The organism is Acinetobacter sp. TAC-1 (assembly GCF_029025845.1).
In the GTDB taxonomy this organism is placed as follows: Bacteria; Pseudomonadota; Gammaproteobacteria; order Pseudomonadales; family Moraxellaceae; genus Acinetobacter; species Acinetobacter guillouiae.
The window spans coordinates 2,380,876-2,407,170 of sequence record NZ_CP118892.1; the positions used below are offsets into that span (position 1 = coordinate 2,380,876).

The 26,295-nt window shown below is 33.3% G+C and carries 24 protein-coding genes and 1 pseudogene; 14 read left to right on the forward strand and 11 right to left on the reverse strand.

What is annotated here, in order from left to right; genetic code table 11:
* Positions 1-60: 60 nt before the first annotated feature.
* Complete coding sequence (locus tag PYV58_RS11130; protein WP_227504223.1) at positions 61-2,721, reverse strand: LuxR C-terminal-related transcriptional regulator; 2,661 nt, start codon at positions 2,719-2,721, stop codon at positions 61-63.
* 88 nt (positions 2,722-2,809) lie between these two features.
* Positions 2,810-2,971 carry a rubredoxin gene (locus tag PYV58_RS11135; protein WP_004821516.1) on the reverse strand — a complete coding sequence of 54 codons (162 nt, stop codon included), beginning with the start codon at positions 2,969-2,971 and terminating at the stop codon, positions 2,810-2,812.
* 567 nt (positions 2,972-3,538) lie between these two features.
* On the opposite strand from PYV58_RS11135, the gene PYV58_RS11140 reads away from it, so the two are divergent.
* The 7 genes from PYV58_RS11140 (at position 3,539) to metC (ending at position 12,642) form a co-directional block, all read left to right on the forward strand.
* The gene (locus PYV58_RS11140; RefSeq protein ID WP_034613010.1) at positions 3,539-3,976 is read left to right on the forward strand and encodes a DUF2147 domain-containing protein; all 438 of its coding nucleotides are present in this window, start codon (positions 3,539-3,541) and stop codon (positions 3,974-3,976) included.
* Positions 3,977-4,358: 382 nt separating this feature from the next.
* On the forward strand, positions 4,359-4,685 hold the full coding sequence (locus tag PYV58_RS11145) for an oxidoreductase C-terminal domain-containing protein (protein WP_227504226.1): 327 nt from the start codon (positions 4,359-4,361) through the stop codon (positions 4,683-4,685).
* 81 nt (positions 4,686-4,766) lie between these two features.
* Positions 4,767-7,361 (forward strand): LuxR C-terminal-related transcriptional regulator, encoded by a 2,595-nt coding sequence (locus PYV58_RS11150; RefSeq protein WP_171077758.1) that lies wholly within the window; start codon positions 4,767-4,769, stop codon positions 7,359-7,361.
* A gap of 155 nt (positions 7,362-7,516) precedes the next feature.
* A complete protein-coding gene (locus PYV58_RS11155) occupies positions 7,517-8,608 on the forward strand; it encodes an OmpW family outer membrane protein (protein WP_034613014.1) in 1,092 nt (363 codons plus the stop codon).
* Between the two features lie 198 nt (positions 8,609-8,806).
* Positions 8,807-9,997 carry an acyl-CoA dehydrogenase family protein gene (locus tag PYV58_RS11160; protein WP_227504224.1) on the forward strand — a complete coding sequence of 397 codons (1,191 nt, stop codon included), beginning with the start codon at positions 8,807-8,809 and terminating at the stop codon, positions 9,995-9,997.
* A gap of 297 nt (positions 9,998-10,294) precedes the next feature.
* A complete protein-coding gene (locus PYV58_RS11165; protein ID WP_034613020.1) occupies positions 10,295-11,080 on the forward strand; it encodes an enoyl-CoA hydratase/isomerase family protein in 786 nt (261 codons plus the stop codon).
* A gap of 392 nt (positions 11,081-11,472) precedes the next feature.
* Complete coding sequence (gene metC, locus PYV58_RS11170; protein ID WP_034613023.1) at positions 11,473-12,642, forward strand: cystathionine beta-lyase; 1,170 nt, start codon at positions 11,473-11,475, stop codon at positions 12,640-12,642.
* Positions 12,643-12,709: 67 nt separating this feature from the next.
* Here metC and PYV58_RS11175 read toward each other — a convergent pair whose 3' ends face one another.
* Entirely contained in the window at positions 12,710-13,024 is a 315-nt protein-coding gene (locus PYV58_RS11175) for a hypothetical protein (RefSeq protein WP_034613027.1), read from the reverse strand.
* Positions 13,025-13,313: 289 nt separating this feature from the next.
* Between PYV58_RS11175 and PYV58_RS11180 the strand changes: the two genes are divergently transcribed.
* Complete coding sequence (locus PYV58_RS11180; RefSeq protein ID WP_155768680.1) at positions 13,314-13,487, forward strand: hypothetical protein; 174 nt, start codon at positions 13,314-13,316, stop codon at positions 13,485-13,487.
* A 267-nt stretch (positions 13,488-13,754) separates the two neighbouring features.
* On the opposite strand, the gene PYV58_RS11185 is transcribed toward PYV58_RS11180, so the two are convergent.
* A complete protein-coding gene (locus PYV58_RS11185) occupies positions 13,755-14,225 on the reverse strand; it encodes an alpha/beta hydrolase (protein WP_227504225.1) in 471 nt (156 codons plus the stop codon).
* Between the two features lie 462 nt (positions 14,226-14,687).
* Between PYV58_RS11185 and PYV58_RS11190 the strand changes: the two genes are divergently transcribed.
* The 3 genes and pseudogenes from PYV58_RS11190 to PYV58_RS11200 all read left to right on the forward strand — a co-directional run.
* Positions 14,688-15,251, forward strand: coding sequence for a TetR/AcrR family transcriptional regulator (locus PYV58_RS11190; RefSeq protein WP_051671008.1), 564 nt, complete (start codon positions 14,688-14,690; stop codon positions 15,249-15,251).
* Between the two features lie 250 nt (positions 15,252-15,501).
* Positions 15,502-16,410 (forward strand): hypothetical protein, encoded by a 909-nt coding sequence (locus PYV58_RS11195; RefSeq protein ID WP_034613031.1) that lies wholly within the window; start codon positions 15,502-15,504, stop codon positions 16,408-16,410.
* A gap of 825 nt (positions 16,411-17,235) precedes the next feature.
* Positions 17,236-17,310, forward strand: a pseudogene (locus tag PYV58_RS11200) (type 1 glutamine amidotransferase domain-containing protein); the annotation flags it as partial.
* A gap of 92 nt (positions 17,311-17,402) precedes the next feature.
* Here the strand turns inward: PYV58_RS11200 and PYV58_RS11205 are convergent.
* The 4 genes from PYV58_RS11205 to PYV58_RS11220 form a co-directional block, all read right to left on the reverse strand.
* Positions 17,403-18,608 (reverse strand): FAD-dependent oxidoreductase, encoded by a 1,206-nt coding sequence (locus tag PYV58_RS11205; protein ID WP_034613094.1) that lies wholly within the window; start codon positions 18,606-18,608, stop codon positions 17,403-17,405.
* Between the two features lie 158 nt (positions 18,609-18,766).
* Complete coding sequence (locus PYV58_RS11210; RefSeq protein ID WP_034613097.1) at positions 18,767-19,315, reverse strand: Rrf2 family transcriptional regulator; 549 nt, start codon at positions 19,313-19,315, stop codon at positions 18,767-18,769.
* A 195-nt stretch (positions 19,316-19,510) separates the two neighbouring features.
* On the reverse strand, positions 19,511-20,530 hold the full coding sequence (locus PYV58_RS11215; protein ID WP_034613034.1) for an MBL fold metallo-hydrolase: 1,020 nt from the start codon (positions 20,528-20,530) through the stop codon (positions 19,511-19,513).
* Between the two features lie 145 nt (positions 20,531-20,675).
* Positions 20,676-21,245, reverse strand: a complete 570-nt coding sequence (locus tag PYV58_RS11220; protein WP_034613038.1) for a TetR/AcrR family transcriptional regulator — start codon at positions 21,243-21,245, stop codon at positions 20,676-20,678.
* Positions 21,246-21,660: 415 nt separating this feature from the next.
* Between PYV58_RS11220 and PYV58_RS11225 the strand changes: the two genes are divergently transcribed.
* Positions 21,661-21,999: a hypothetical protein gene (locus PYV58_RS11225; protein WP_034613042.1), complete on the forward strand. Its 339-nt coding sequence runs from the start codon at positions 21,661-21,663 to the stop codon at positions 21,997-21,999.
* A 262-nt stretch (positions 22,000-22,261) separates the two neighbouring features.
* On the opposite strand, the gene PYV58_RS11230 is transcribed toward PYV58_RS11225, so the two are convergent.
* Positions 22,262-22,498: a VF530 family protein gene (locus PYV58_RS11230; RefSeq protein WP_004720475.1), complete on the reverse strand. Its 237-nt coding sequence runs from the start codon at positions 22,496-22,498 to the stop codon at positions 22,262-22,264.
* A gap of 333 nt (positions 22,499-22,831) precedes the next feature.
* Complete coding sequence (locus PYV58_RS11235) at positions 22,832-23,731, reverse strand: LysR family transcriptional regulator (RefSeq protein ID WP_034613044.1); 900 nt, start codon at positions 23,729-23,731, stop codon at positions 22,832-22,834.
* Between the two features lie 99 nt (positions 23,732-23,830).
* Here PYV58_RS11235 and PYV58_RS11240 point away from each other — a divergent pair, with 99 nt between their 5' ends.
* Positions 23,831-24,271, forward strand: a complete 441-nt coding sequence (locus PYV58_RS11240; RefSeq protein ID WP_034613047.1) for a CidA/LrgA family protein — start codon at positions 23,831-23,833, stop codon at positions 24,269-24,271.
* The gene (locus tag PYV58_RS11245; protein ID WP_004821497.1) at positions 24,271-24,966 is read left to right on the forward strand and encodes an LrgB family protein; all 696 of its coding nucleotides are present in this window, start codon (positions 24,271-24,273) and stop codon (positions 24,964-24,966) included. Before PYV58_RS11240 ends, PYV58_RS11245 begins: the two co-directional genes overlap by 1 nt.
* A 55-nt stretch (positions 24,967-25,021) precedes the next feature.
* Here PYV58_RS11245 and PYV58_RS11250 read toward each other — a convergent pair whose 3' ends face one another.
* Entirely contained in the window at positions 25,022-26,185 is a 1,164-nt protein-coding gene (locus tag PYV58_RS11250; protein WP_034613052.1) for an MFS transporter, read from the reverse strand.
* Positions 26,186-26,295: the final 110 nt, after the last annotated feature.

Here is a 26,295-nt window from a genome sequence, read left to right on the forward strand (position 1 = left end):
TTCAACAACAAAATCATACGACGTAAATGGTTTAACAAGAGAAAAAATACCAATTGATCACTATAACCAGCCATTTTTCCTCGCTATGGCAACGGCTTCTGTACGAGAGTGTGCATCCAGTTTAGAGTGTATACGTCTAAGATGGGCCTTAACCGTTGTTACTGCTAAAAAAATTTTATCTGCAATTTCTTGATTACGTAGTCCTTCAGCGGCATGGCTTAAAATTTCTAATTCTCGTTTGCTTAAAGCTTCATAAAATACATTTTTCCTATTTGGAGGTGTTTCTTTGATTGTAGAATAATCGACTAACGAAATTAAAATTTCCAAAATTTTACGAGTATTTGAATCTAGATGAAATGATTCACTATATTTTTCATAAAAAGCATAAATTAATTTATGCATAATAGGACCTTCATCTAAAAAGCTTCTAAGGTACTTTTCATTACCAATATCTAACAATATGCTTGTAAAACAATCAAATGCTTGTTTTTGATTATTTTCGCTAAAATAAAGAGTAGAAAGTATCATTTTTAATTTAATTGCATGTCTTTCATGAAGTAGATTTTTTGTATGTTTAATTAAATCTTGAATTTTTCGCTCATGCTTTTTCCCGTCACTGTGACTTATATCAATTCGCCATATAAGCATTTGAGGGGTATCAAGATACTGAGCTGGCATATAAAAATTATCTAGCGTATGCCAAATATCCCAAGCAATGATTTCATTCAAAATGTTCCGTGCAAGATAATAATCTTTATTCAGCCAATGTATTCGCGCTTGTTCAAGGAGAGCACTGGCCTTAACACGCATAAAGTTAAAATCTGTTCCAATATATTCTAGTTCTTTAAGACAACATAGTGCTGCTGTTTTGTCATGATGTAATGAATATTCAATTTTAGCGGATAGTGTATAGGCAGATATTAATGAATCTATATGACCATTTTGACGTGCGTAGGCAAGACAATTTTTGACTAAACTTAATGATTCTTCTAATTGATTTCTTTCATATAAAATTTCAGCTAAAGGAACTCCAATCATCGCTTGACCACCAGATACATCATTTTGATGATCTCGCCAACTACAATTATAATTTGTATACAATCTGATATAAGCCTGATTTAAATTCCCATGTTGTAACTCTATACATCCTTCATTGTACTCATAAATAGTTTGTATAAAAATATTTCTATTATATCGAGAATTATTGATAACTTTATGAATTATTTTTCGAGCATAATCAATTTTGTTATTTGCGATTAAATAATGGGAATAAATTAAAATAAAAAAATGATTCAACAAGCTATCATATGTATTTTGATCTTTATAAATTATTTTACAGATAGCAAAACTTTCCTCGATATGATCAGTCATTGTGAGCCATATGCAATCTAATATTTTAGTTTCAATATAGGATAGCAATTTTTGCCTTTTCATTTTATCGATCACATATTTAGCTTCAGCATAACGACGATTTAAAATTAAAGCTAATGTATATGCTGTTTGTAAGTGTTGCAAATTCTCAAAAATATGGGCTGGTATTTGATCCAAGCAGCGTAATAAAAACCGTATTCTACCTTTTTCTAGCAATGTTTGGCTATGTAGAGTCAAAATCTCGATGCACTTGCCAAACGCTTTTGCTAATAAATAGTGTTCAATCGCTTCAATCGGTTGGTTTAAATAAAGTAGACGCTCTGCAGCACGTAAATGCAGTGATTTAAATTTTATAGGGTATAAACTTTGAAACTGATTCCGTAAATAATTTAAAAATAAACCATGGAAACGATATTTTTCATGTTGCTGATCCATAGGAATAAGAAAAAGGTTTTTTTGCTCTAATTGTTTAAGTAAATAAGCACTATTATTTATTTTGAGCAACCAATCACAATCGGCCACAGAAAATTGCGAGTAGACACTACAATTCAATAAAAAATCCTGAAGATTATTGGGTAATTGATTTAAAATTTCTTCACTTAAAAAATGATTCAGTTCACTATGATGAATTGAAAACTTCTGAATCTGTGTACGTAGAGAATGTCTCGAAGTTAAAGTTAAACCGAATTGCTGAATAGCAATAATCCAACCTTCGGTTTTTTTGAGTAATAAATTAATTTCATTTGGATGAAGCTGAAATCCATAATTGTTTAGGACCAGCTTATTTATCTCATCTGCACTAAAACTGAGTGCTTCTTGAGTAATTTCTAGTATTTGACAATGTATACGTAATGAGGCAATTTTTAAAGGCAACAACTGGCGGGAGCTGATGATAATTTGGCTATGTAAGGGTAAATAATCGATGATCTGCTGTAAAAAATTGAGCGTTGATATATCATAAATATGTTCTGCTTCATCCAAAAAAATTGAAAAAGGTTCTGAATACTGAGTAATATTTTCAAGAAAATTACTATTAAAAGCTTGATTAGTCGTTTTAAACCAAATATACGATAAATGTTGAATAAAATGATTGAAGTCATTGTCTGCATTATCAAGCGTCATCCAAATGACTTTACGATATTTCTTTTGATGAATATAAATTTGGCTTAAAAATGCAGTTTTACCAAATCCAGCAGGTGCCATCACAGAAATCAATTTAACCTTGGTATTTTTGTTTAAATGATTAAATAAGTGCGTTCGTTTAATCTGTGGTTTTATTGATATTGGTGGAATGAGCTTTGTCATCAAAATATTGTTATTTAAGCTTGTATTTGAAAAAAGATTGTCCATTTTCTCACTCCTTGAAAAAATAAATCTTTAGAATACTTACAATGAGGCAAAGATCAGTCATTACAAATTGATTGCCTCGAAATGAGTTTTAAAATATTTCCTCAAAATTTTCTTTAGTTGCACCACAATCTGGACACATCCAATCATCTGAAAATTGATCCAGAGATGTTCCTGGTGCGATCGCGTCTTCAGGAATTCCAACTTTTTTGCCATAAATAAATGAACAATATCGACATTGCCATTTTTTCATCTTATGTACTCACATCATTTGTCGTTTTTGACTGGTCATTTTTTACTGGCACAAGACCAAAAGCTTTTATGATCAACAGCTCATTTGCTACATGATGGTCATGTTTTAATTCCCACAGTTTCAACAATTGCCAGAATGGCTAGACAGATAATAAACAAGAATAAAGTTGCTTAAGCAATTAAAGGGGCTTTAGTTAACTCACGTAATGCGTGATCGAATGGCTTAGATTTACTCATCGTTCTCATTGTCATTTCCTTGGTTTTCACCCTGATGCAATTTGGTATCTTCATCAAGATGACAAAAAAATGGCGAAAATAAACCTGAGAAAAAGGTTGGTTTTTGTCATTACGTTTTTTTAATTCGTTATTTCTACTTGGCTAATGGCTAAAACTTAAGGCAGGTAAAACTATAAATTAGTTCTTTGTGATGAATAAATCAGAGCCACCTTTTGTTAGCTTGCCTTTTGTTTGTTTTTAATCCAGTTATTAAAAAACAATAAATTTTCTGAAACACATATGAGTTTAGCTTCTGGCTTGGAAATAAGGCCATAAATAAAAGGATACGTTTATGAATAAAATTTTAATTTTCGTAGCAAGTGCTTTTCTAGCTTCTGCTTCTTGGGCAAATGATTCAATTCAAAGCACAAAATGGAAGACCATTGATGATAAAACTGGCAAACCCAAATTTCTTATAGAAATTAAAAAAGTAAAAGACAATATCTATAATGGCAGTATTGTAGATGTCTTTGATCTAGAGAACAAATTGACTTGTAAAAGTTGTAACGGTAGGTTGATGGGAAAACGCCTACAGGGTACAACCGTCATTAATAGTTTAAAATTAGTAGAAAGTGGAAAATTTAAAGATGGAAAAATTTTAGATCCTGATTCTGGTCGTATTTATAGCTTGGAAGGCGAATTAGTTGAAAATGGGAAAAAACTAAGACTTCGAGGCTATTTAGGAATTTCAGCATTGGGTAGAAGTCAAACTTGGCTAAGGGTTAATTAAATAAAAACTCTCCCATACCAATTCTGGGTGTTGCAAATTTAGTTCAATACCTAGAATTAAACTTTCTCAATAATCGTAATTTGAATGCAATCTTTTTTGTCATATTGAATTTGCATGCCATATCTCGCCTGAGTAGTTATTAATGCATGGCATAGCGTCGTGTAAAAAGCATTAGAAACTATCGAAAAATATAAAATTACCATAGTCAGTGGGTACCAACAATGTTTCATCACATTTTGGATTTTCCACCTAGTATTCTCAATCAATATGACTATTCAAGTTTGAAAGTAGCGATCAATGCAGCCGCACTATGTAGAAATAATGCTTAGCAAATGCAGTTGATCAAGCCAAGACGGCAATAGCTACACTCAGTGGAAATTCAATCCCGCATAGTGCATTACCATGGTTTTGGTCTGAACAATATGACAAACGTTTACACATAGCTGGTGTAATAGATCACTATGATCAAGTCATTATTAGGCAGAGTTTCGCAAAGGGTGGATTTTCAAGATTATACTTTGAAGGTAATCTGCTAAAAATGGTAGTCTACGTAAATTCAGTAAAAGATTTTATTGCAGCAAAACAACGCATTGTACAAAAAACTGCGCTTGATTTAAACCTAGTTCAAACTGAGTCTGATTTAAAAAATGTGTGCTTAAAAAATAATCATAATTTCATTGTTATTCAAAAAAAATATAACCTACAATAAAGATATCGGAAGAAATTATCATTATTAGAATAGTTATAGAGAATTTTTAAATAATGATAAATTATTTATGGAAGAAAAATAATGCTTTCAGCAAGCCAAGGAAGGCACAATAAGAATGAAAATATTTATATTCATTCCTGTTTTTATAAAGTTCGGCAATCTATAGAGAATATCCAGCTTAATTTCTTATTTGCACTAGGTGGTTATGGTAAAACATCAGTTTTGACATACTGTTTCGAATATTTCGAGAAAATAAGTAATGGTATTTGCTGTATTTGGCTAGATGAGATAAATTTTGACCCAAAGCAAAGAGGTTCCTTGTTGGCTGCCTTAAGTCTTTTTTTTAATCATCAATTGGAACAAGATTCAACGATTGAAAAAATTTTACACAGGTATACTTCAGGTGAATGTTATATCTTTATTGATGATTACGAAAAAATAGAGTGTGCTCACTTTAATAATGAAATTGATAATTTATTAGATAACAAAAAGCTTAATTGCCATGTAATCATTGCATCACGTATATTTCCAAAATTTAGAATATCTTATTTAGAACTGAATCAGAAAATTAAAATATTTAATTCATCAAGTTTAAGCTTTAATAGCGTCGAAGTTTTCGAGTATTTAGATACCAACATTTCAGCCAGTCAACTTGAATTTGTGTTTAATAAAACACAAGGATGGCCATATGCCATATCCATTTGTAAGGATTTATTAAATAACCAACAAAATGCACGAAATTTATTTGAGCTTTCGGGTGAGGATTATATATTTTCACAATTCTTTAAAGAACAGATTTTAGATAATTTGGATTCTAATATGCAAGAATTCCTGATTGGTTTGTCTACTCTTGAAACGGCGAATGCTGAACTTTGCAACTATGCATTAAAATTTACTGATAGTAAATCTAGATTAAAACAGTTATATCATAGCGGAGCATTTATCGAAAATACAGATCGAAATAATCGAGAATTTAAAGTCCATCCACTCTTGCGTGAATTCATACTCAGTCAACAAGTTAATAATAAGTCAAAAAAAATACTTGTTCGAGCATCAATGTGGTCGATTAGAAATCAATATTACAAAAAGTCTGCTTATTATGCAAAATTAAGTCAAGACCGTCATATTCAAAATCTAGTTATTGACAAAACCAGTGAAATTTTAGCTAAGAACTTAGGTGAATTACCTACACTGATTAATTGGTTCAAGGAGTTAAAAGATGAGAAATATTTTAATTGGAATAAAATAATTTACTGGCTGGCATGGTCGCTCGCACTTTCATATCAATGGGAGGAGTCAAAACAAAGAGTAAATGATCTCAGACTAGCTTTACAAAATGATCAGTATCTAAATGAAATGGATTTTCAGTTTTATTCAGCTAAATTAGATTCGATTGAAATTGTCTTATTAACATTTCAGGATAAACGCCAAATATGTTTAGAAAAATCAAAAAGTTGGTTTAAAAAAAATAAAAACACCGATAATTTTGATAAGGCAGTTGTATCTTGCGCAAGTTACTTAAGTTACCGATTGAATGTTGAGTATGATTTGGCTCAAAAATCAATCAACTATGCACTACAAGTGATTAGAGATACAGGCAGTATATATGGTGAAATCTGGGTTAATCTACTTTATGGTTTATTTCTTCTTGATTGTGGTCTATATAATCGTGCACAAAAAGTTTTAGAAAGGCAATTTTATAAAACAATTGAAGAAATAGGTGAAGATGCTTCTATTTTACCTACAATTTCACAATTATTATCAGCAATTTACTATGAAGTCAATCAAATTTCAAAAGCCCAAGAATATGTTGAAATTGGATATAGAAATATTAAAAATCATGGTTTAGTTGAAACAGCACTTGCTGGAATATCGACGTCTTATAAACTTCAAAAACGCTGGGCTGACATACAAAATTTAAGAGACAACCTTCAAGCTATTATCTCAATTTATCCGAAACGGCTGCATATATTACTCCAGTACCAGCAAGTTGAATTGTATTTGCTTTCAAATAAACCTGAAAAAGACTTTAGTTGTTTAAATAACATAGATATTAGGGTGGAGGATAGTACTGATCAGTGCGCAGAAGTTAAAATTTATCATAAGTATATCAATATATTAATGCAACTAAATGAAAATAACTTCAACTTAGTGTCTAAACTTCTCGATGAGTTTCTTTATGATAATCAATTACAAAAAAACCAATTTTTGTTCAGTAAAATTTTAATTTTAAAATCATTTATTGCCTTAAAATATGAAAACAATAACAAAGAAGCATTGGAACGGATTAAACATGCTTTATTTTTGGCTGCTGAAAATGGGTATTTTAGAGTATTTATTGATTTTGAAAAATTTTCTATAGCTTCACTTCAATTAATTAAGAGCTCAGCATCTACTTTAGATGAAAATTATAAAAATTTGCTCAATGAATTAAGCAACCACCTTTGCTTAGATGTTGAAAGTGATCAGATTAAATTTAATAGAGCAGCTTTCTCAAAAAGAGAATTAGAATTACTGCGCATGTTAGAGTCAGGTTTAAAATATCAACAAATAGCAGATGAGCTTTTCATTTCACTTTCAACTGTAAAATGGCATATTAATAATATTTACATAAAATTAGGTGTAAAAAATAGAACTGGGGCATTAGTTATTGCTAGGAAATATGCATTAATTTAAAGAAGAGTCTCTCTTTTTTTGAGCAAAAAACAAAAATATTGGCTTTATCTCATCATTAAAAATTTTTAATAAATTAGTTCTTTTTGACGATACAAATTAATTCAATTTTGTCGTCAAATATTCATTCAAAATATTAAAATCTATTGGATGGATCCATGAAATTAAAAAATTATATATATAGTTTAGCTATATGTGCTGTATCTGCACAAACTGTTTATGCCAGTTCCTATTTTAAACCAAGTGATAAAACAGATTTTAAACGCTATTCGATTTCTATCGGCTGGTTGTATGCAAAACCCTTAGGTGATGCAAACAATATAAATAATACGACCGCGATCCCAGCAGGCAGTACTTATAGAGTAGGTGATGTCTCAACCCAGAATATTCTGGGCGCAATTGATCAGTCAACGACTCAAGGGCAACAAGCACATACGGTAATTAGCACTATACAAGGCCTAGGCATATCAAGCCTTTCAGCCGATTTAAGTGGTACTGCGACTCTAAATCAACCTTCTAATTGGACTAGCCCTAATACAGGCTTGGAAGTTGAAAACATTAATACCATGGGTATCATGTTTAATTATTATTTAAATGATAATATTTCGTTAGAGCTTAAAGCAGGTATACCACCTAAGGTTAAGGCAAAAGGAATTGGTCAAGTATATGCTCCAGTTATTGGTCAGGTTAATTTGCCACCCACATCAACAGCACTTATTGGCACAAATAGTATCCCCATTTCACAACAACTCTATATAACGGATCTTACCCAGTCCAAATATGCAATCGATACTAGAGTTTGGATGCCCGCAATTGAAGCCCATTATCAGTTTGGTGTAAGCGGTATTAACAAATTCCGTCCATATGTTGGTGTTGGCATACTATATGCCTATTTAGAAAATGTAAAAATCAATTCAGGTATTGAAAATGACCTTATTCTTGCTGGTCATCGGGTGCAGAATATTCTCACCGGTAATGCGGGAGATAGCCTTGCTGGCATAAGTTCAGATGCCAAACCTATTATTAAAGTCAGCACTAGAAATGCTTTTGCGCCAATATTTAGTGTTGGATTTAATTATGACTTTAACTCGAATTGGTTTGCTGTAGCTTCATTATCTTATTCAAAAATGGATATTGACGCGAAAATTGATGTAAATAACCAAAATAACAATCAAAATCTGATTTCAGGAAAAGTTAAAATTGATGTTGATCCATTGATTAGTTACATGGGTATTGGCTATCGCTTTTAAAACAGAACATTTATAGGTATTAAAGGGAAACTATTCAATTATTACCTTTATCGGGTGCATGTAATCTATGAAAAGTAGTGTCAAAAGTAATCATTTTGGAGGTGTACCCATATGGCACTTTTTGTTTTATTTATATAATTTTTCTTAATGATAGTATGGAATATTCATATGGATATGCTAATCAGAAATTCTGAAAAAATGTTTAATGATATTTTCTTGCCCGAAGAAACCAAAGAAATTCGGAATGAAGCTCGAAATTTTGCAGAGAAGTATATTAAACCAAAAGCACATTTATTAAATAATACTATGGAAAGTAAATCCAGTTTTCCAAGAGAAGTTTTTGATCTCATGGCCGAGCATGGTTTATACCAAATTCCTTTTGCACAAGATGTAGGTGGGCGTGGTTTAAAATATCCAACTTTAGCAACGTTAACTGTTATGGAAGAACTTGCTTATTATTCAGCTGGCGCTACTTCTGCTTTATTTGATGGCCAAGCGCTATTGGTTGGCAATACGTTGGATAAAGCAAGTTCATATTTGCGAGAAAAGTATTTAAGTAAATTGGTAAAAGGTACATTTGTTGGAGCATTCGCAACAAGTGAGCCATTAACAAGTACAGATTTAAGTGTGCGATCTATGCAGAGCTATGCTCAAAAAGTAGAAGGAGGCTGGATTGTTAATGCGCATAAGCGCTGGATTACCAACTCAGTTGTTGCAGTATATATTTTGGTGTTATGCGCTACAGATTACGGTTTGACCATGTTTTTCATTGATATGGACAATAAAAATATTCATGTTGGTGATCCAGATATAAAAATGGGCAATAAGGCACAGCTTACAGCAGACGTACGCATCAACGATGTTTTTATTTTAGATAGCTATGTTGTTGGTGAAGTTGGAAAAGGACTCAATGCTGCTTTAGCTGCTTTGACTCTTGGAAGAATGGGTATTGGTGCTATAGGTGTAGGCATGGCTCAATCAGCGCTTGATTATGCTATTCATTACAGCAAAAACAGAAAGGTTTTTGGTCAAGAGTTAGCCCGTTTTCAACATTGGCAATATACTTTTTCTGATCATGCACTCAATATTGAAAATGCCAGAAATTTATATATTAAAGCTGCTTATCGTTATGATATTGAAGGTAACGCAGAAATTGAAGCAGCAATGTCTAAAATTGCAGGCAGTCAATTAGCAGTAGAGGTCTCCCGAGATGCAATTCAAGTTTGTGGTGCATATGGCTTTGTCCAACAGCTCAAAGAAACAGGGGAATATTATCCACTGGAATCTATCTATAGAGATGCCAAAATTGGAGAAATCTATGAAGGAGCCAATGAAATTCAACGTTGGGTGATTGCACGAAATCTTTTTGGTAGAGCATTTTCCGGTTAATATTATTTAGTTTTCTCAAATATAGAACCAAGATTTTTGTCAATTTATGAATAATTTATACATTATTTACCCAACAATTTTAGCGTAATAATTTCTTTCATCATTTTATTGGTCTTCGTGTAAATACACTGTATATCAGCGTTGGATAGATAGACTTTTTAGTAATCGAAAAATAAAAAAGAATTGCTCAAGTAGTTCTTAAAACATTTTCACTTTTGACGACATGTATGATGTCATATACGTTCTAAGCTGTTTATAACAGTGTTGAAAATTTAATATAAAAATAAGGATTTAATTATGTACAAAGACGTTTTAGTCACAGTAGAAAACGATTTAGCGTATATCAAATTAAATCGGCCCAAAAACGGTAATGCCATCACGCTGAATCTTGCTAAAGAATTATTAAAAGCAGCTATTTATTGTGATCAAAATAAATTCATACGCTGTGTTGTTCTAACGGCAGAAGGTCGCTTTTTTTGCACAGGAGGTGATTTAGATGAATTTCAAGCTGCTGGTGAAAATATCTCAGAATTTTTAAGCGAACTCGCTGGAATTCTTCATCTCGCGATTTCTCGTTTGATTAGAATGAATAAACCACTTCTAGTTGCTGTAAATGGTACTGCTGCTGGCGCGGGTATGAGTTTATCGCTCATTGGTGACATCGTTATAGCAAAAGATTCAGCTCAATTTTGTCCAGCATATACAGGTATAGGGCTTAGTCCTGATGCTGGACTCACGTGGTATTTACCCAAAATTGTAAGTTTACGACGAGCTCAAGAAATTTTAATGACAAATAAAAAAATGAGTGCAAGTACGGCATTTGAATATGGATTATTAACAATGGTTTCTTCAGATGCAGACTTTGAGCAACGAGTAAAAGAAAATGCAACTTTGTTGGCAAATCAGCCTTTGCCTGCACTCAATAATATTCGCCAATTACTACTTTCTAGCCATCAAAATAGTTTGGAAACTCATTTAGAGCTAGAAGCACGAGCGATTGCAGCAGTTAGTTTCGATGTCACCGTTAAGGAGGGTATGGCTGCATTTTTAGAAAAAAGACCTCCAGATTTTAAAAAAGTTTAAAACGCTACAGATCTCTATATAAATGAATTTAGACCTTAATAGGTAAAGTTGCGATTTTAAGTACTGCCCACCCGCAATGGGCGGTCTGACGAATAGCGAGCAATAAATAATAGAAAAAGTGAATTGTAAATAAATATCAGATATACAAACCCTCTTTTTTAAGCAAATGCACTTAAAAAATTATTCGATAAAGCAATAAAGATATCAACCAGCCATATCATAAATATTTACCTTATTATCTCAATATGGAAATAAAATTCCTTTTACATGCATAAATATGGATTGAAATTCTAATTTTTTAAAAAAATAGTGATTTATTTAAAATAAAAATTCTATGCATTTATCTATCATTGTTTATAGAAATATTTGTTAGAAATCATGCTGGTGCTGCTATGAATCACTTTTGTACACAAGTCATAAATTTGGGAAGAACCCCTCAGCGTTTTGATGGTTTGGTGAATACTCCTGTTTACCGAGGCTCAACTATCGTCGTCGATAGCTTTAAAGAATGGGAGGAACATAAGCAAAATGGCGGTGTTTATAAACATTATGGCCGTTTTGGTGCTGCTACAGCAAAGTCTTTTGAAAGTGCAATTAATGCATTAGAAGGTGGGGCAGGATGCATGGTTTTTCCATCTGGACTATCGGCTTGTACGCATGCATTAATGGCATTCGTTGCTGCTGGTGATCACGTTCTGATTGCTGATAATATTTACGGACCAACACGAAGTTTTGCAGACAGTATGTTGCCCAAACTGGGAATCCATGTTGAATACTTTAACTCATGTGACTTAAACGAGTTAAAGAGCAAAATTAATCAAAAAACCAGTGTGGTCTTTGTAGAGTCACCAGGCTCAATTACTTTTGAAATTAGCGATATTGCTGCAATCTCAGAAATAAGCCATGCTATGAATGCCAAGGTTTTAGTAGATAACTCTTGGGCAACCCCATTGTTTTTTCAACCTTTAAAACATGGTGCCGATGTCTCAATTCAGGCTGTAACAAAATATATTGGTGGGCATTCTGACATTCTCATGGGGACTGCAACAGCAAATGCAGCATCTATAGAGCAATTAAATAAAGTTGTACACTTTTTTGGTGAAACGACAAGTCCAGATGATATTTATCTAGCATCACGTGGGTTGCGTAGTTTAGCCGTTCGTTTAAAACAACATGAAGAGAATGGCGTGATACTCGCTCATTATCTAAATGAACATCCAGCAATCGATCTGGTAAACCATCCAGCTTTAGCAATGAATCCATATCACAAACTATGGCAACAGAGTTTTTCTGGTTCTACAGGCTTATTTTCTTTTTATTTAAAACAAAACAATCCGTGTTTTGTTGAGACATTCTTTGACTCTTTAAAGCTTTTCCACATTGGCTTGTCATGGGGTGGATTTGAAAGCCTGATTTTGCCAGTTGGAACGCCTTATCGAACTCAAAGTCATTTGCCTAGTCGTGGATATTTGGTGCGTCTACATGCGGGACTTGAACATGTAGACGATTTAAAAGCGGATTTGGATGAGGCTTTGGCTATTGCTCAGCGTGCGATAGCTTAATTCTTGGAGTTTTACGTTTTCTTAGTTTTATTAAAGCTGGATATCTATGGCCTGATTCTATCAAGCATTAATTTAAGTGGCTGTTAAAGTCATTTTTTAATTCTTTTGTTGTTGGAATAGCAGGGTATTCAGCATTTAATCTACGCCCATTTCTATTGATATTCTTTTTTCTATTTGGGTTTATTCTTATAAAAATAAGCTCATCTGGTTCATTTCTATGATTAATTTCACAAATCATAACTGTGCCAAATTTCTCAATAATTGTATGTTTTGGAAAGGTTCTTTTAACTAATTCTTTTAAATTTTGTTGATTGGATTTTTTACTTTTAGCAATAAGAATTCCAAGAGCCACAATGATTAAAACAATAACCAGAATTTTCATTTATTTTCCATGAAAACAGGGTGATTTCTCACCTAAAATATACTCAAATGTTAATCTATATAAATGATTAATCTTATTTTTTAGTATATCTGTTCTATATTTCATTAAATCATCCATTTTACATTTTTTTAAGTAGCACGGGATCACCGTATAATTTATTATTATGCCACTCAGCAAAGGTTGTGTAGACTATAATTTTCAGATAATCTACTTATATAAAATAAAATTATACTACATTTGAATGTATAAAGTTTTTAAATGTACTAACTAACTAGAAGGAAAAATTTAAATGGCTAAATTTCATGTTACATATGCTTATTATAAGATAGTTAACGGGCGTGCGACAGGTAAAACTAGTACATCACGGACTGTTGAAGCGACTTCTGACTTTATGGCTGTAGAAATAATTAAAGGAAAACATTCGGGTTACGAGATAGAGATACGCAAAATTGAACAAAAATAGCTCACTCTATCTAACAATCGATTATGGTATCATTTCGACAATTTTTGACGAATATTATTTTTATTAGGATAATCAGTAACATGAGTAAATTTTCATTAAATTTATGTTACTGATCTACAGTTATAATAGTCTGTAAAATTCAGAATTTTTCATGGATTTACCTTGTAAACTGAGTATCTTCAAATAAAGAAGATACTCAATATAAAAGGTCGATAACCATTTGATATTATTAATTTCAGTTAAGTAGCGAAAACATTCAATCAATATTCAAAATAAAGATAAGAAAGTCTTTATTTCTTTCCCTACGATAGTTGGTTGCTCCCAAGGAACCCAGTGTCCACAATCTTCAATTTCAATCACTTTGGGGTTAGGAATAATTTCTTTATATCTTTGCGCCATATGTACGCCAGAATTAGGATCACTTTTCCCATTGATCAGTAATAGAGGAATCTGACTATTAATCAAAGCATTGACAAGTCTATCACGGTGCTTAAACCTCTCGAAAATTGACCGGTTTAATTGAACTAGACTCCTTTTCCCATGATTTATATTTAATTGTTGATACCATTGTTTCAAATCTAAATCACTTGGCTGATTCTTTTGATCAAACATATTTTTAATATTTTTTGAGAAAACTCGAAAAGATAAGAAAAATGTAATTATATGTCCAACAAAAGACGCCATAAGTTTTTGAATTAGGCGAGGGCGATATACTTCAGGAAATAAACAACCATTCATAAAAAACAGAAGATTTAACTTTAGATGCTAATAAGGTTGTTCTGCTGTCGATCAAGCAATTCCTGAATGATTCCTACACCTAAATCATGACCGACTAAATGAACTTCCTCTAGCTTTAAATACTCAATCAAGGCAATAGCTTGATCGGCATGATCTTGAACCGAATATACATATTTACTTGGTTTATCAGAGATATCCTAATCCAAGTAAATCGATAGCAAGTATTTGATAGTTATCAGCTAATGTACCCCAGATTTTTGCCCAGTCAAATGAGCTTGTGGGATAACCATGAATTAAGAAAATTGTTTGAGCATTCAGTTTAGGTGAAAACTTATAGAAGATTTTATAATGCTTAAAGGACAAATAATTTCCTCAATGTTCCCAACTTTGTAATGCGTGCTTCATTTTTATTCCTTTTTTTTTAACTTACGCTGTAAGGTAAATTATAAGGTAAATACTTTTATGTCAAATCAAACAGAGAATCACAAAAAAACAAAAGTCAATTTGTCGAAAGATCTAATTATTAAAACCGCTTTATGGATGATAGAAGAGAACAGTATAGACGGCTTCAGTCTGCGTAAGCTTGCTCAAAAGTTCAATTGTGAAGATATGAGTATTTACTATCACATGAAGAATAAAGAACAAATTCTTGATCAAATCGTAGATTTTTGGGTTTCAAAAATTAATTTTAAAAATCAAGTAGATGATCCCAAAGGACAATTAATGTATATAGCAAAACAATGGAGAAAATTATCTCAGGAATATCCAAAATTTTTTCTTATCTTAGCTGTTCATCCATTGAATACAGATATTGGATATAACTTTATGAATGTGATTTTGCTCGTTTTCAAGAATGCCAATCTAGCTTTAAAAGATGCGAGTTATTTTTTGAGAATTTTAAATTATTACTTAATAGGGGTAGGAATTGATGAAGCTAAAGGATATCAGCTAGCAGGTAAAAACCTAAAATTAGAAAAATATCCTTTATTGGAAGACGCTAAGTCATATTGGGCAACAGAAGATTAGGATCAAATTTTTGAGTTAGGTTTAAACATGCTTCTAACTAATATGCTGCATAAAAATAATGAGAAATGATTGCTAATTAACTTTTAGAGTTCATGTTGTTAGCTGCAGCTACAAATAGCATTGAGTAGCCACATTTAACAAAAATGAAGTTATGTGACTTTAGAGTGAAAAAATTAAATTTATGTACTTGAAATATATGTAAATAAAATTTAATATAGATATTATAACTAATTTCCATAAGGAATAAATAATGTCGGATAATAGAATCAAATCAGCCCTGTATCTAGATGGCTGGAAGTACGAAACAGGAAATAAAGATACTTTACGAAAAAATGCTACCAGTATTATTGCTAAAGAGTTTGATATATCGATGAAAGATAAAATATTTTGTCCGATATGTTTAACACCATTAACTAGAAGACCGTTAGTTGAAGATTTTTTTACAAATGGCAGAGAGGCTTTTTTTTCTCATTTACCATCTTATAGTGATGTTGAGTGTAAATTAAGAGTGCCAAAACCAGAGGGTCAGCTATATGAGACTGAGGAGCAGGCACTTGAAGCTATTGAAAATAAACAATTAGCAATCATTCATAAATTTAAGTCAGAAGCTCCTGTAGAAAATGATTCTGAAGCAGATGAGTATGATCAAACAGCAATTGAAGATGAAGATGGGCCAATTTCATCTGTCCCAATATCAAGACATACTGGTGAAAAACTAGACTTGCCAACCAAAATTTCAACAGTGGCAGGAATTTGCAGAAAATTTAATGAAAATTACTATAAATACTTTTATTTGCCAAATTCAAATGTTGCGATATTGTTAAACGAGCTACTACATAATATTGAAGATATCGTTGATGAAGATGATGAACCTAAATTGTATTATGGAATAATTAGAAGTTCATTTGTTGCAGGTCAAGGCACTGATAGTAATGTACGAATGACTAGATTAGTATCCAACCCTGCAATTAAAGATTTTTACCTTAAAGATTTAAATGGTATTCAAAAGAAACATGGTATAAATGACAACTCAGAAGGCCGTATCGTAATTTTTTGGGGTAAAATTACTCCTAGTGGTATAGGATTTTGTGTTGAAAACCTTACATGGGGTGAATATGGTCTCTTACCAGAAAAATATAATTCCATCTTAATAAAGTAATAATAAAAAAGAGTCCCCGTTAATGGTGGACTCTAGTCCCAAATTCGGGACTTTTATCTAAATTATATCAATACTTTGCTTTTGTATTATTTTAGCAAAGACAGAATTAATTCTGTTTATTGACAATCTCTCTTATCACATCTTTTACAGAAAATTCTACAACAATATCGTTTGAAAAATTCAAGCGAGACAGATGCGGTAATGCAACTAAATTAGAACTCATTATGAGAATAAATCAGCATATCTATAGAACAGGGTTCTACAACAGAAACATAGGGGTTTTAAATAAATCAGATTTTGTCTTTATGCGTGTGAAAAGTATCTAGAGGATACTAGACACAGACAATTACGAAGGAATAGATCAACTCAAATTATTATTTATAAAACTAGATCATCACATAGATAGACTGAGACAGCACAGGATTTCCGCATAACGAATATTATATTACTTAGGATAGTCGGCAACGTGAATTATAATTTCTAAATTCACGTTGTCTATCTGTGACAACAATAGCATTGTGTAGGCCACAGTCTTAGATATATTAATTAACTTAGGTTTATATAAAATCTAGCTCATAATTACAAGGAGAAATATACTTATTAAATTCAATAATTTAAACCAATAATTTTCAAAAATAGTAAATTAAGTTCATGAACTAAGGCTTCTAATTTAGGATAGAGAAAAAATTTTCATAAGATCAGTGTTTTTACATACCAAAATTATGATTTCCCCATATTCAGAAAGGATTGTAGTAGTTTGAGTAAGCATTAATTAGATATGATTTATGATATTTTTAGATTCAATGACAATGATCTCAATACACATTAATTACAGGACAAAACACGTTTTCTGCTAAAAAAACAGCTTTAGCGATAATAGAAGAGTTAGAAAAGTCATAACTTAATGACTCAAAAAAACCTAAAAGCAAAACCAGTGATGGCTTTACTTTTAGGAGAGTTAAATAAAATGATCTGCATTAGCAAAACTAATTTTAAGGAACAATTACAAAATCAGGATTTGCTATAGCAAAAACAGCTTCACGGTCTGCAACTGGCGGATAAATCCATACCGTATTAATTTCTTGCTTAATTTTTTTCGCCTCGTGGCGCACAAATTGAACTTTTCGATCCCATCCTTCAGTGTAAAGTGCTCCCCATGGGCCTAAGTCGACACAAGTCACATACTTTGGTTGGCTATACACATGTAATGGCAAATCAACCAATTCTGCAGCGGCATTGTAACCCGCTACGCGGCCTAGGCTCATGGCATGCTGACATGACATCACGTTAAAATTACCTAAATTGTCGGTTGGAACTTTTACAGTATCACCCGTCACAAAAATATTTTTGGCCTCTGGTGCATGTAAATAAGCATCACCTAAAATACGACCTAAATTATCTTTTTCACCTACAATTTGAGAGGTCAACGAATTCGCTCGCATGCCCGCAGTCCAAATGACAGTTTCTGTTTCAATTCTTTCGCCGTTAGAAAGCGTTACTCCAGAAGCATCAAGTGCAGTAACGCGTAGCCCAGCTTTACCTTCAATGCCGAGTTCGCTAAGAGCTTCTTGAATTACCACTGCAGCTTCGTCACCCAATGCTGCACCAATTTCTGCTGATGAATCGACTAAAACCACACGAATATCAGTTTCAGCTAAAATGCTACGCAAGCGTTCTGGCATTTCGGCAACTGTTTCAAGCCCAGTCAATCCACCACCAGCAACGACTACGGTATTACGTGCCGAACTTACAGGCTTATTGGCTAAACTTTTAAGATGCTGATCAAGTTTTTCAGCATCTGCTAAAGTGCTGACACTAAATCCATAGTCTTTAAGACCAGATATAGGCGGTATATAGCCAGTACTTCCCGTTGCCAAAATAAAACGGTCATAACTTAAGCTTTGTTGATCGCCGTGGATCGTTGTAATCACAAGATTTTGGGCCGCAGCATTCACTTCATTTACCCAGCCAGCGACATATTTAACATCAACGACATTTAATATGTCTAATATATCAGGATACATATTTTCAAGTACAGCTTCATAAAGACGAGGACGAATATCAACATTCGGACTCGGGGAAACCATCAGCACTTCAATATTTTGTTCTTGCGCAGCCAAATGAATTGTTCGTTGTGCGGCAAGTGCAGCCCATAAACCAGCAAAGCCAGAACCTGCAATAATAATACGCTTACTCATTTGATTATCCTTTTGATATGTTTTTCGGACATGTAAATTCCAGCTCATCCCAAAATTTTGGGTGAGCGAATCCTTTCTCTGACTGTCCGAAAAATCTGAGAAGGCGTTGAAAACGTTTAGAGAAGTTTTACCTTAGGGATGAATGCCCTATAAGCTCATTAGTCGGGCGTATCCCGTGATATTTTATTTTTCCGCATTTTTGCTGTTCTTCCTTCAATGCGTTCATTGATCCAGCCATTTACATCACTAAAAAATACGTCGGGTGCATAACGGCCAAAACGGTCTGCAATATCACCAAGTGTATGCGCGCCTAATGCATCTTGCATCGCTTTCTCGGCCTGCAACATAACTGCATGTACGGCACAAACCCCATTTGTTGCCCAATTGGGTGGGGCATTATTAAAGACTGCACATTTTCCACGTACTTCTTGGCATTCAAAAAGCGGTTTTTCACCTTCAATTGCATTCACAATATCAAGAAAACTGATTTCGTGAGCAGATCGGGCCAGTAAATACCCGCCACGAACACCTTCTTGCGCCAAAACAAGTTTTGCCTTTTCAAGTTTAGGAAATATCTTGGCCATAAAGCTAGGAGAGACGCCTTGCAATTCAGCTAAATCCTTACTACTCAATGGTTTATCTTCATTATTTACAAGAAAAAGAAGACAGTGAATCGCATACTCGACGCTACTAGTGATATAAGCCATTTCATTTAATAATTGATCAATTACAAACACAGACTAATGCAGTCTGTGTTTTAAGTCAATAATAAAACTAAGACAGAGTTAGTCCTAGTTTTAACAAAAGAAAATATAGAGGAAAACAATAGGGCTATATCACTGAATATAAATACTTTTAAAAGAGAATTGAGGGATGTAAATAATTTAAAATTATTGAAAAAATTACGGACGCCACCAATAGTTTTCGACATTTGGCTGGTTTAAGTTCAATACTTCACCCATTTGAGGCGTACTAATCGCTAAGTCGTTTTGATGAGCCAAAGCCACAATTCGTTCAAATGGATCGTCCCAAGCATGAAGCGCCAAGTCAAAAGTCCCATTATGGACAGGCAACAAATGACGTCCTTTTAAATCGATATGCGCTTGTAAAGTTTGCTCAGGTTGCATGTGAACATCTGGCCATTCTGGATCATAGGCCCCAGTTTCTAGCATGGTAAGATCGAAAGGACCATAACGATGTCCAATCTCTTTAAACCCATCGAAATAACCAGTATCGCCACTAAAAAACACCCGTAGATCATTATCAATAATCACCCACGATGCCCAAAGCGTTGCGTTGCTATCACCCATACCACGACCTGAAAAATGATGGGCAGGGGTAGCAATCAGCTCAAGACCATCCACATAGGTTGTTTCCCACCAGTCAAGTTGCTGAACCTTTTCTGCTGGCACGCCCCATTTAATCAGTGCGTCACCAACACCGAGTGGTGTTAAAAAGTGTTCAACTTTGTCTTTGAGTTGGATTACTGCATGGTAGTCAAGATGGTCGTAGTGGTTATGCGACAAAATCACGCCTTTAATGGGCGGTAAGTCCGCAATGCTAATCGGTGGTTGGTGAAAACGCTTTGGGCCAATCCACTGAAAAGGCGAGGCACGCTCAGAAAAAACAGGATCGGTTAACCAAAATTCATTACGCAATTTTAATAAAATGGTCGAATGCCCAAGACGAAATAGAGAACGGTCTGGGGCACTCATGAGTTGTTCTTTTGATAAACTTAACACAGGAATTTCTCGGTTTGGCACCGTATTTTTGGGTTTGTTAAATAGAAATTTCCACATTAAGCCTAGCGTTTTTCCAAAAGAATGTGTGTGCAGATTCGGCCGTATATTGCTATATTTCCCATTGTGCTGCTGTGATGACATGAAGGGAGAAGGCAAGTCTGTTGCGTTTGAAATTGTCATTTTATTTTCCTTGAGTGGAACAAGCTATATCTGTAAATAAGAACTTGAGATAAGTGCTTATTTTGATTTATTTAAATGAGTATTTAATCACTCATTAATTAATTTAAAAAATAAGAATGCTGCACATCCTTACTTTAGTCTTTATCTACATTGAAACTGCATGCCAAAAAGCTTCAAAACCTGACTTCCGATAAAGATCAGCTTGAGAAGGGTCTTGAGCAATAAAGTTGAGTGTGACTTCGGCAAGTGCACCCAAAATCGAACCGATAAACAAAGGTGGATAATCTCTTAATTTGCCGTCATCAATATGTTCTTGAATAGTCCTAGTAAAATCACAAAAAGTTTGCATACCAATGTGTTTACTCTGCTCTGTAATTTGTTCTGAAGTCGACAACTGTGCCATCACTTTACGTTTGAGTGGGGCATCTAAACTCCAGTCCAAATAGCTTTGCCAGATATAAAACATTTGGCTTTGTAGGTCTGAGTTGTTCGGATAATTCAGCATTATGACCTGACGCAGTTCGGCCTTTAGCGAAAGGTATAATTGGTTGAGTAATTCCTCTTTATTACTGAAATAAGTAAATAAAGTACCTTCTGCTACACCAGCGACTTTGGCTATTTTTGAAGTAGATGCACGCTCTCCAAGTTCTGCCAATGTTTCAATAGCAGCATTTAAAATTGCATTACGTTTATCTTCACTACGAGGACGGGCCATAGACAAATATATTAATTGAGTGATTACTCAATCATACATAAAAATAGATAAAGTGCAAGATATATTTAAAAAGGGATGGGCTTTTCAAGATCACAAGCTATAGATGCATCACATAGACAGGGCCACACAGCAAAGTTAGCGTTTTAATTAATAGTCATAATTATAATTTCCGCAACCGATAAGACGCGAGAAATTATTGATCACTGTATGGAATTACGTGAGTCAGGTAATGCTTCTATAGAATAGAACTATTTTTAAGTCTTTGATCTATATTTTAAAATCTAAATCACGGACAACTTTTCAGAGATATGTGTAATCCTGAATATCTGCTGTTACAGCATGTGTAAATTGCTAGATTATCTCATCAGATTGTTTCAGTATAGATCCAGACACTCGAATTTACAGGACAATCATCATGATATTGAGATATCGTATATTTTTAAAATATCTTTCTATTTTAGGTTTTGTGGCAAGTTCTGCTGCGACTAGCGTAGCTTTCGGAAGTTCCGAGCAGGCATGGAACAAGCTTGATCAGGAAATAAAAGCGGCTTGTATAAAAGCAAGTCAACTTAAAAATGCCAAGACAGTAAGCAATGTCATGCTGTTTGATGATCGTGTTGGATATTCGGCACTCTTGATTCAAGGAAAATATCCGCAAGCACATATGAAAAACAAAACAGGGCAAGAACTGTGTTTATGGAATAAGACATCGAAGAAAGCTTATTTAACTGAAGCAAATACGAAAGTACATTGAAGTCATAACCATACAAAATCGAGTAGCGATCTGATTTCAGCATAACTTATATTATGTTACTTGGGATATTCAGCAACTTGAATATAATTTTACTGATTCAAGTTGCTGAGCTGTAGCAACCACAGCATTGTGTAGCCACTGTCTCTGATATTTTAATTAACTTATGTTCACCTAGAATTTATTTCACAATTAAATTTATTTTTAATAAACAATAAATTTAATTACTTAGAACACTAAAATAACAATTTATAAAATATTTGGTTTACGATTTCTGTTTGGCTTTTTGGCGTAAGACATACAAATATAAGCTTTCTACTTTTTCACGTGCCCATGGGGTAGTACGTAAGAATCTCAATGATGACTTAACACTTGGATCTATGCAAAAACATCTAATTTCAATTTTACGACTTAAGCCTTCAAAGCCATCGTAGTAATCCAATAATTCATCCAAAATGTCAGCAAGTTTTTTGCCGTGTAGAGGGTCATTGGAGGCGTTCATAATAGATCAACCATATTTTGGGAGGCCATCATTATAACCTGAGCTAGTTGAAAAATGAGAGGGTTGGAATTTAAGCGTAATTAACATAGAAAATTACAGCTTCTTTTCTAGTTAACTTTTTTCGAAATATAAATTAGTCAAATTCTAATAATTAGGTAGCCATTGCAAACAACATGTGAGTAGACAACTTACATAATATTCTATTTAACATAATATACATTATGCGAAATAATATCAATTAAGAAATTAATATACATACTTTTAATACTTATAAAATTTAAACCTGAGCCACGCCAATCTCAATTTATTAAGACTTAAAAGCTATCAATCCATCTAGAAATGAATTTTATCTCGATGCATCTCTACAATCGTTAACCAAGCTTTGGTTGCTGGACTCATTGCTACAGTCGTATTCCAAGCCATACTCAATGTCCAATGTAATTTAGGCTCATTAAGGATTGCTGAGCAAAACTTCCCTTGATCTAACTGATCACAATAAATTTTGGGCAATATGGCGATCCCCATATTAAACTCCACCATTTTGGTGATAAAGTCCCACTGGCTACTTTTACACACCACTTTTGGTTCAAAACCTACAGAATTTGCAGCCTGTATAATCATCTTATTTAATGTAAAAGAATCAGCGTAAAGTAAAAAAGTTTCTTCTTTAAGTTCATGCAAATTTACTGAATCTCTTTGATTCCAATGTGAATTTTTCTTAGCCAATAAACACATTGGTGAATCTATCACAGGAATTGCCGCAAAACTTGGTCTTAAATTACCTAGTAAAATCCCGACATCAATACTTTTATCAGCAATTGCTTCCTCAATACCATTGGCACCAACTTCCAAGAACTTCAATTGAATATCAGGATGATTTTGGTGAAATAAAGCAATTAAGGGGCTAAGTAATACTGAACCTAATGGTGGCAAGCCTATGGTTAATTTACCTTTTTTTAACTGTTGTACTTGATCTATATTTTCAAATATTTGCTTTTGTTCATTTAAGATATTTAAAGCATGTTGATAAATTAATTCACCAATATAGGTAAGTACAACTTCCCTTTTTCTTCCAGCTTCACCTTTTTTAAATAAAGCCGTACCAAGTTCTTCTTCTAAATGTTTAATTGATTTACTGAGTGTAGGCTGTGTCATAAACAAACGATCCGCAGCCAAAGTAAAACTTTCGCAATTGACGATTTCTACAAAAATTTTAAGATTTTTAATGTCCATCAATTATTCCCAAAATGCATAATTATGATTTAATTATTCATAATATACTGTGATGTTTGCAACTAAAATAACTCATCTTTTTAAAATATCTGCAATAAAATGTCTACGCGTACTCAAAGCCATCAAATTTCATCAATTTATAAAGTCATTTTGCAAATTGGGCTTTTAATTTTGATTTGGTGGATTAGTTCAATCATTCAAAAACAATTTAATTTACCTATTTCGGCAGCTGTGATTGGCTTATTTATGGTTTTGATTGGGCTCATGACAGGTATTTTTAAGTTAAATTGGATTAAATCAGGCTCAGATTTCATTCTAGGTGAATTGGTACTATTTTTTATTCCTTGTTTTATCGGGTTAATGAAATATAAAAACCTATTTATGACTGAGGGTTGGCAACTGATTGTTGTGGTTGTACTGGGTACAATTTGTGTGATGGTATTTACTGCTTATAGTGTGCATATAGGTTTTAAACTAGAGCGGAAGTTGAAACAACGTCATGTTCATAAAACCGTACATGTATTACAGGGAGATAAATAATGTCTGCCATTTCAATATTTTGCCTAGTGATCACATTAGTCGCTTATGTGTTGGTCAAAAAGCTTTATCGTAAATTTCCATACTTAATTTTATCTCCAGCAATTTTGGTTCCGATTGTTTTAATCACCATTTTACTGTCAGCACATGTTTCTTATGATGCTTATATGCTTGATAGTCAGTGGATTATATGGATGTTAGGGCCTGCAACTGTTGCCTTTGCAATCCCAATTTTTGAATATCGCCAAATCATTAAAGAACATCTCATTTCAATTTCTATGGGTGTGGTCATTGGTATGCTTGCTGGAATGATCAGTGCATTCTACCTTGCCAAGTTATTTCATTTTGACCAAACAACAACCTATAGTCTAATGGCACGTTCAATCTCTACACCATTTGCAATGGAGTTAACAACCCATATCGGCGGTTCAGTTGAACTGGTGATTTTATTCACCATGATTACTGGGGTAACTGGTATGTTAATTGGTGATTTGGTATTAGGCGGTTTAAGACTGAAATCAAGCTTTGCACAAGGTGCGTCTTTGGGTAATGCGGCACATGGTTTTGGTACAAGTAAAGCTTATATGCGTGATAAAGATGAAGGTGTTATTGCCAGTTTAACCATGGTTTTAGCTGGTATTTTTATGGTATTGGTTGGACCTTTTATTGTACACCTCATTGTTTATTTACTAAATTAACCCCATACAGTATCGATTTGAATGTTCTGAATCTCTTTTCTGCAAAGAGATTCATTTATCTTTGAATCGTTTGTAGTGTTTTAGGTAAAAAATTAATCAATAGCAAACCAAGCAAGGCTGAAAATCCAGCAAGGATAAAAATATATTCTCCTGATAATTTTTCCCAATATTGCCCAGCTAAAATACTGCCTGACGCAACACCAAGTCCCCACATGGTACTGTATAGTGCTTGCCCTCTGCCCTGTTGTTTGGCTGCAAAGTTCTGCAAAATGACACGCATTGCAATAATATGAAATAAACCAAAACTAAATGCATGAAAAGTTTGAGAAATAAATTGAATAATGAAACTTTCTGAAAATAAACCTGCCAAAATAAATCGAATACTGGTCATGATTAAACAAAGTGCGACTAAGCTTCGCCATGAAAAACGATTTAGGAAGAAATTTGCATAGTTAAACATGATAATTTCAGCAATCACCCCAACTGACCATAAAAAGCCAATCTGAGTTGTACTGTAACCAGCAAGTTTTAAATAATTACTATAAAAACTATAAAATGGTGCTTGTGCAAAAAGCATAATAAATTCAATGATAAAAAATGAAAAAACCACAGGTCTTTTTAGAATGGGAAGCAATGGGTCTAATATTTTTTGTGCACTCGGTGCTGTGCTGGGTTCCTTAATCGAAAAGGACCAAATAAAAGCTGTAAATGCAATACATAACAACATCATTGGTAAATATTGAATTGCAATAACTTCTAAAATCGCACCGATACTAAATACGCCAATAATAAATCCAATAGAACCCCATTTTCTAATTTTCCCATACAATGCTGTATGTTGATTACCCAGCCAAAACAGCGTTACACCTTCAAATTGCGCAAGTATGGCATTTTGAAAGAAGCTAAAAATCAGCATCAGAAATGCAATCGATTGCATATTGTTGGGAATGATAAAAATTAAAAACCAGATCGTAGCTTCCATCCAAGTTGCCACACGAACCCACAACATTCGTTTGCCTGTTTTATCTGCGATAAATCCCCAAATAAAAGGTGCAAATATACGGGTTAAAATGGCTATAGAGGACAGTAATCCGATTTCTTGATAATTAAATCCTTGATCTTGAAGATATAAGCTCCAATACGGTAAAAAAGTTCCAACTATTGAATAATACCAAAAGTAAAATCCACTCAGTCTGTATTGGATTGGCATAGATTGCATATCGTTGCATTCACTTGGATTTTCAAACAGTTATAGGAATAAAGCGTTGTATAGGTTTGTACTCAAAAGCACTCATCCGTAGTTCAACTGTATACTGCTAAAAAAACATT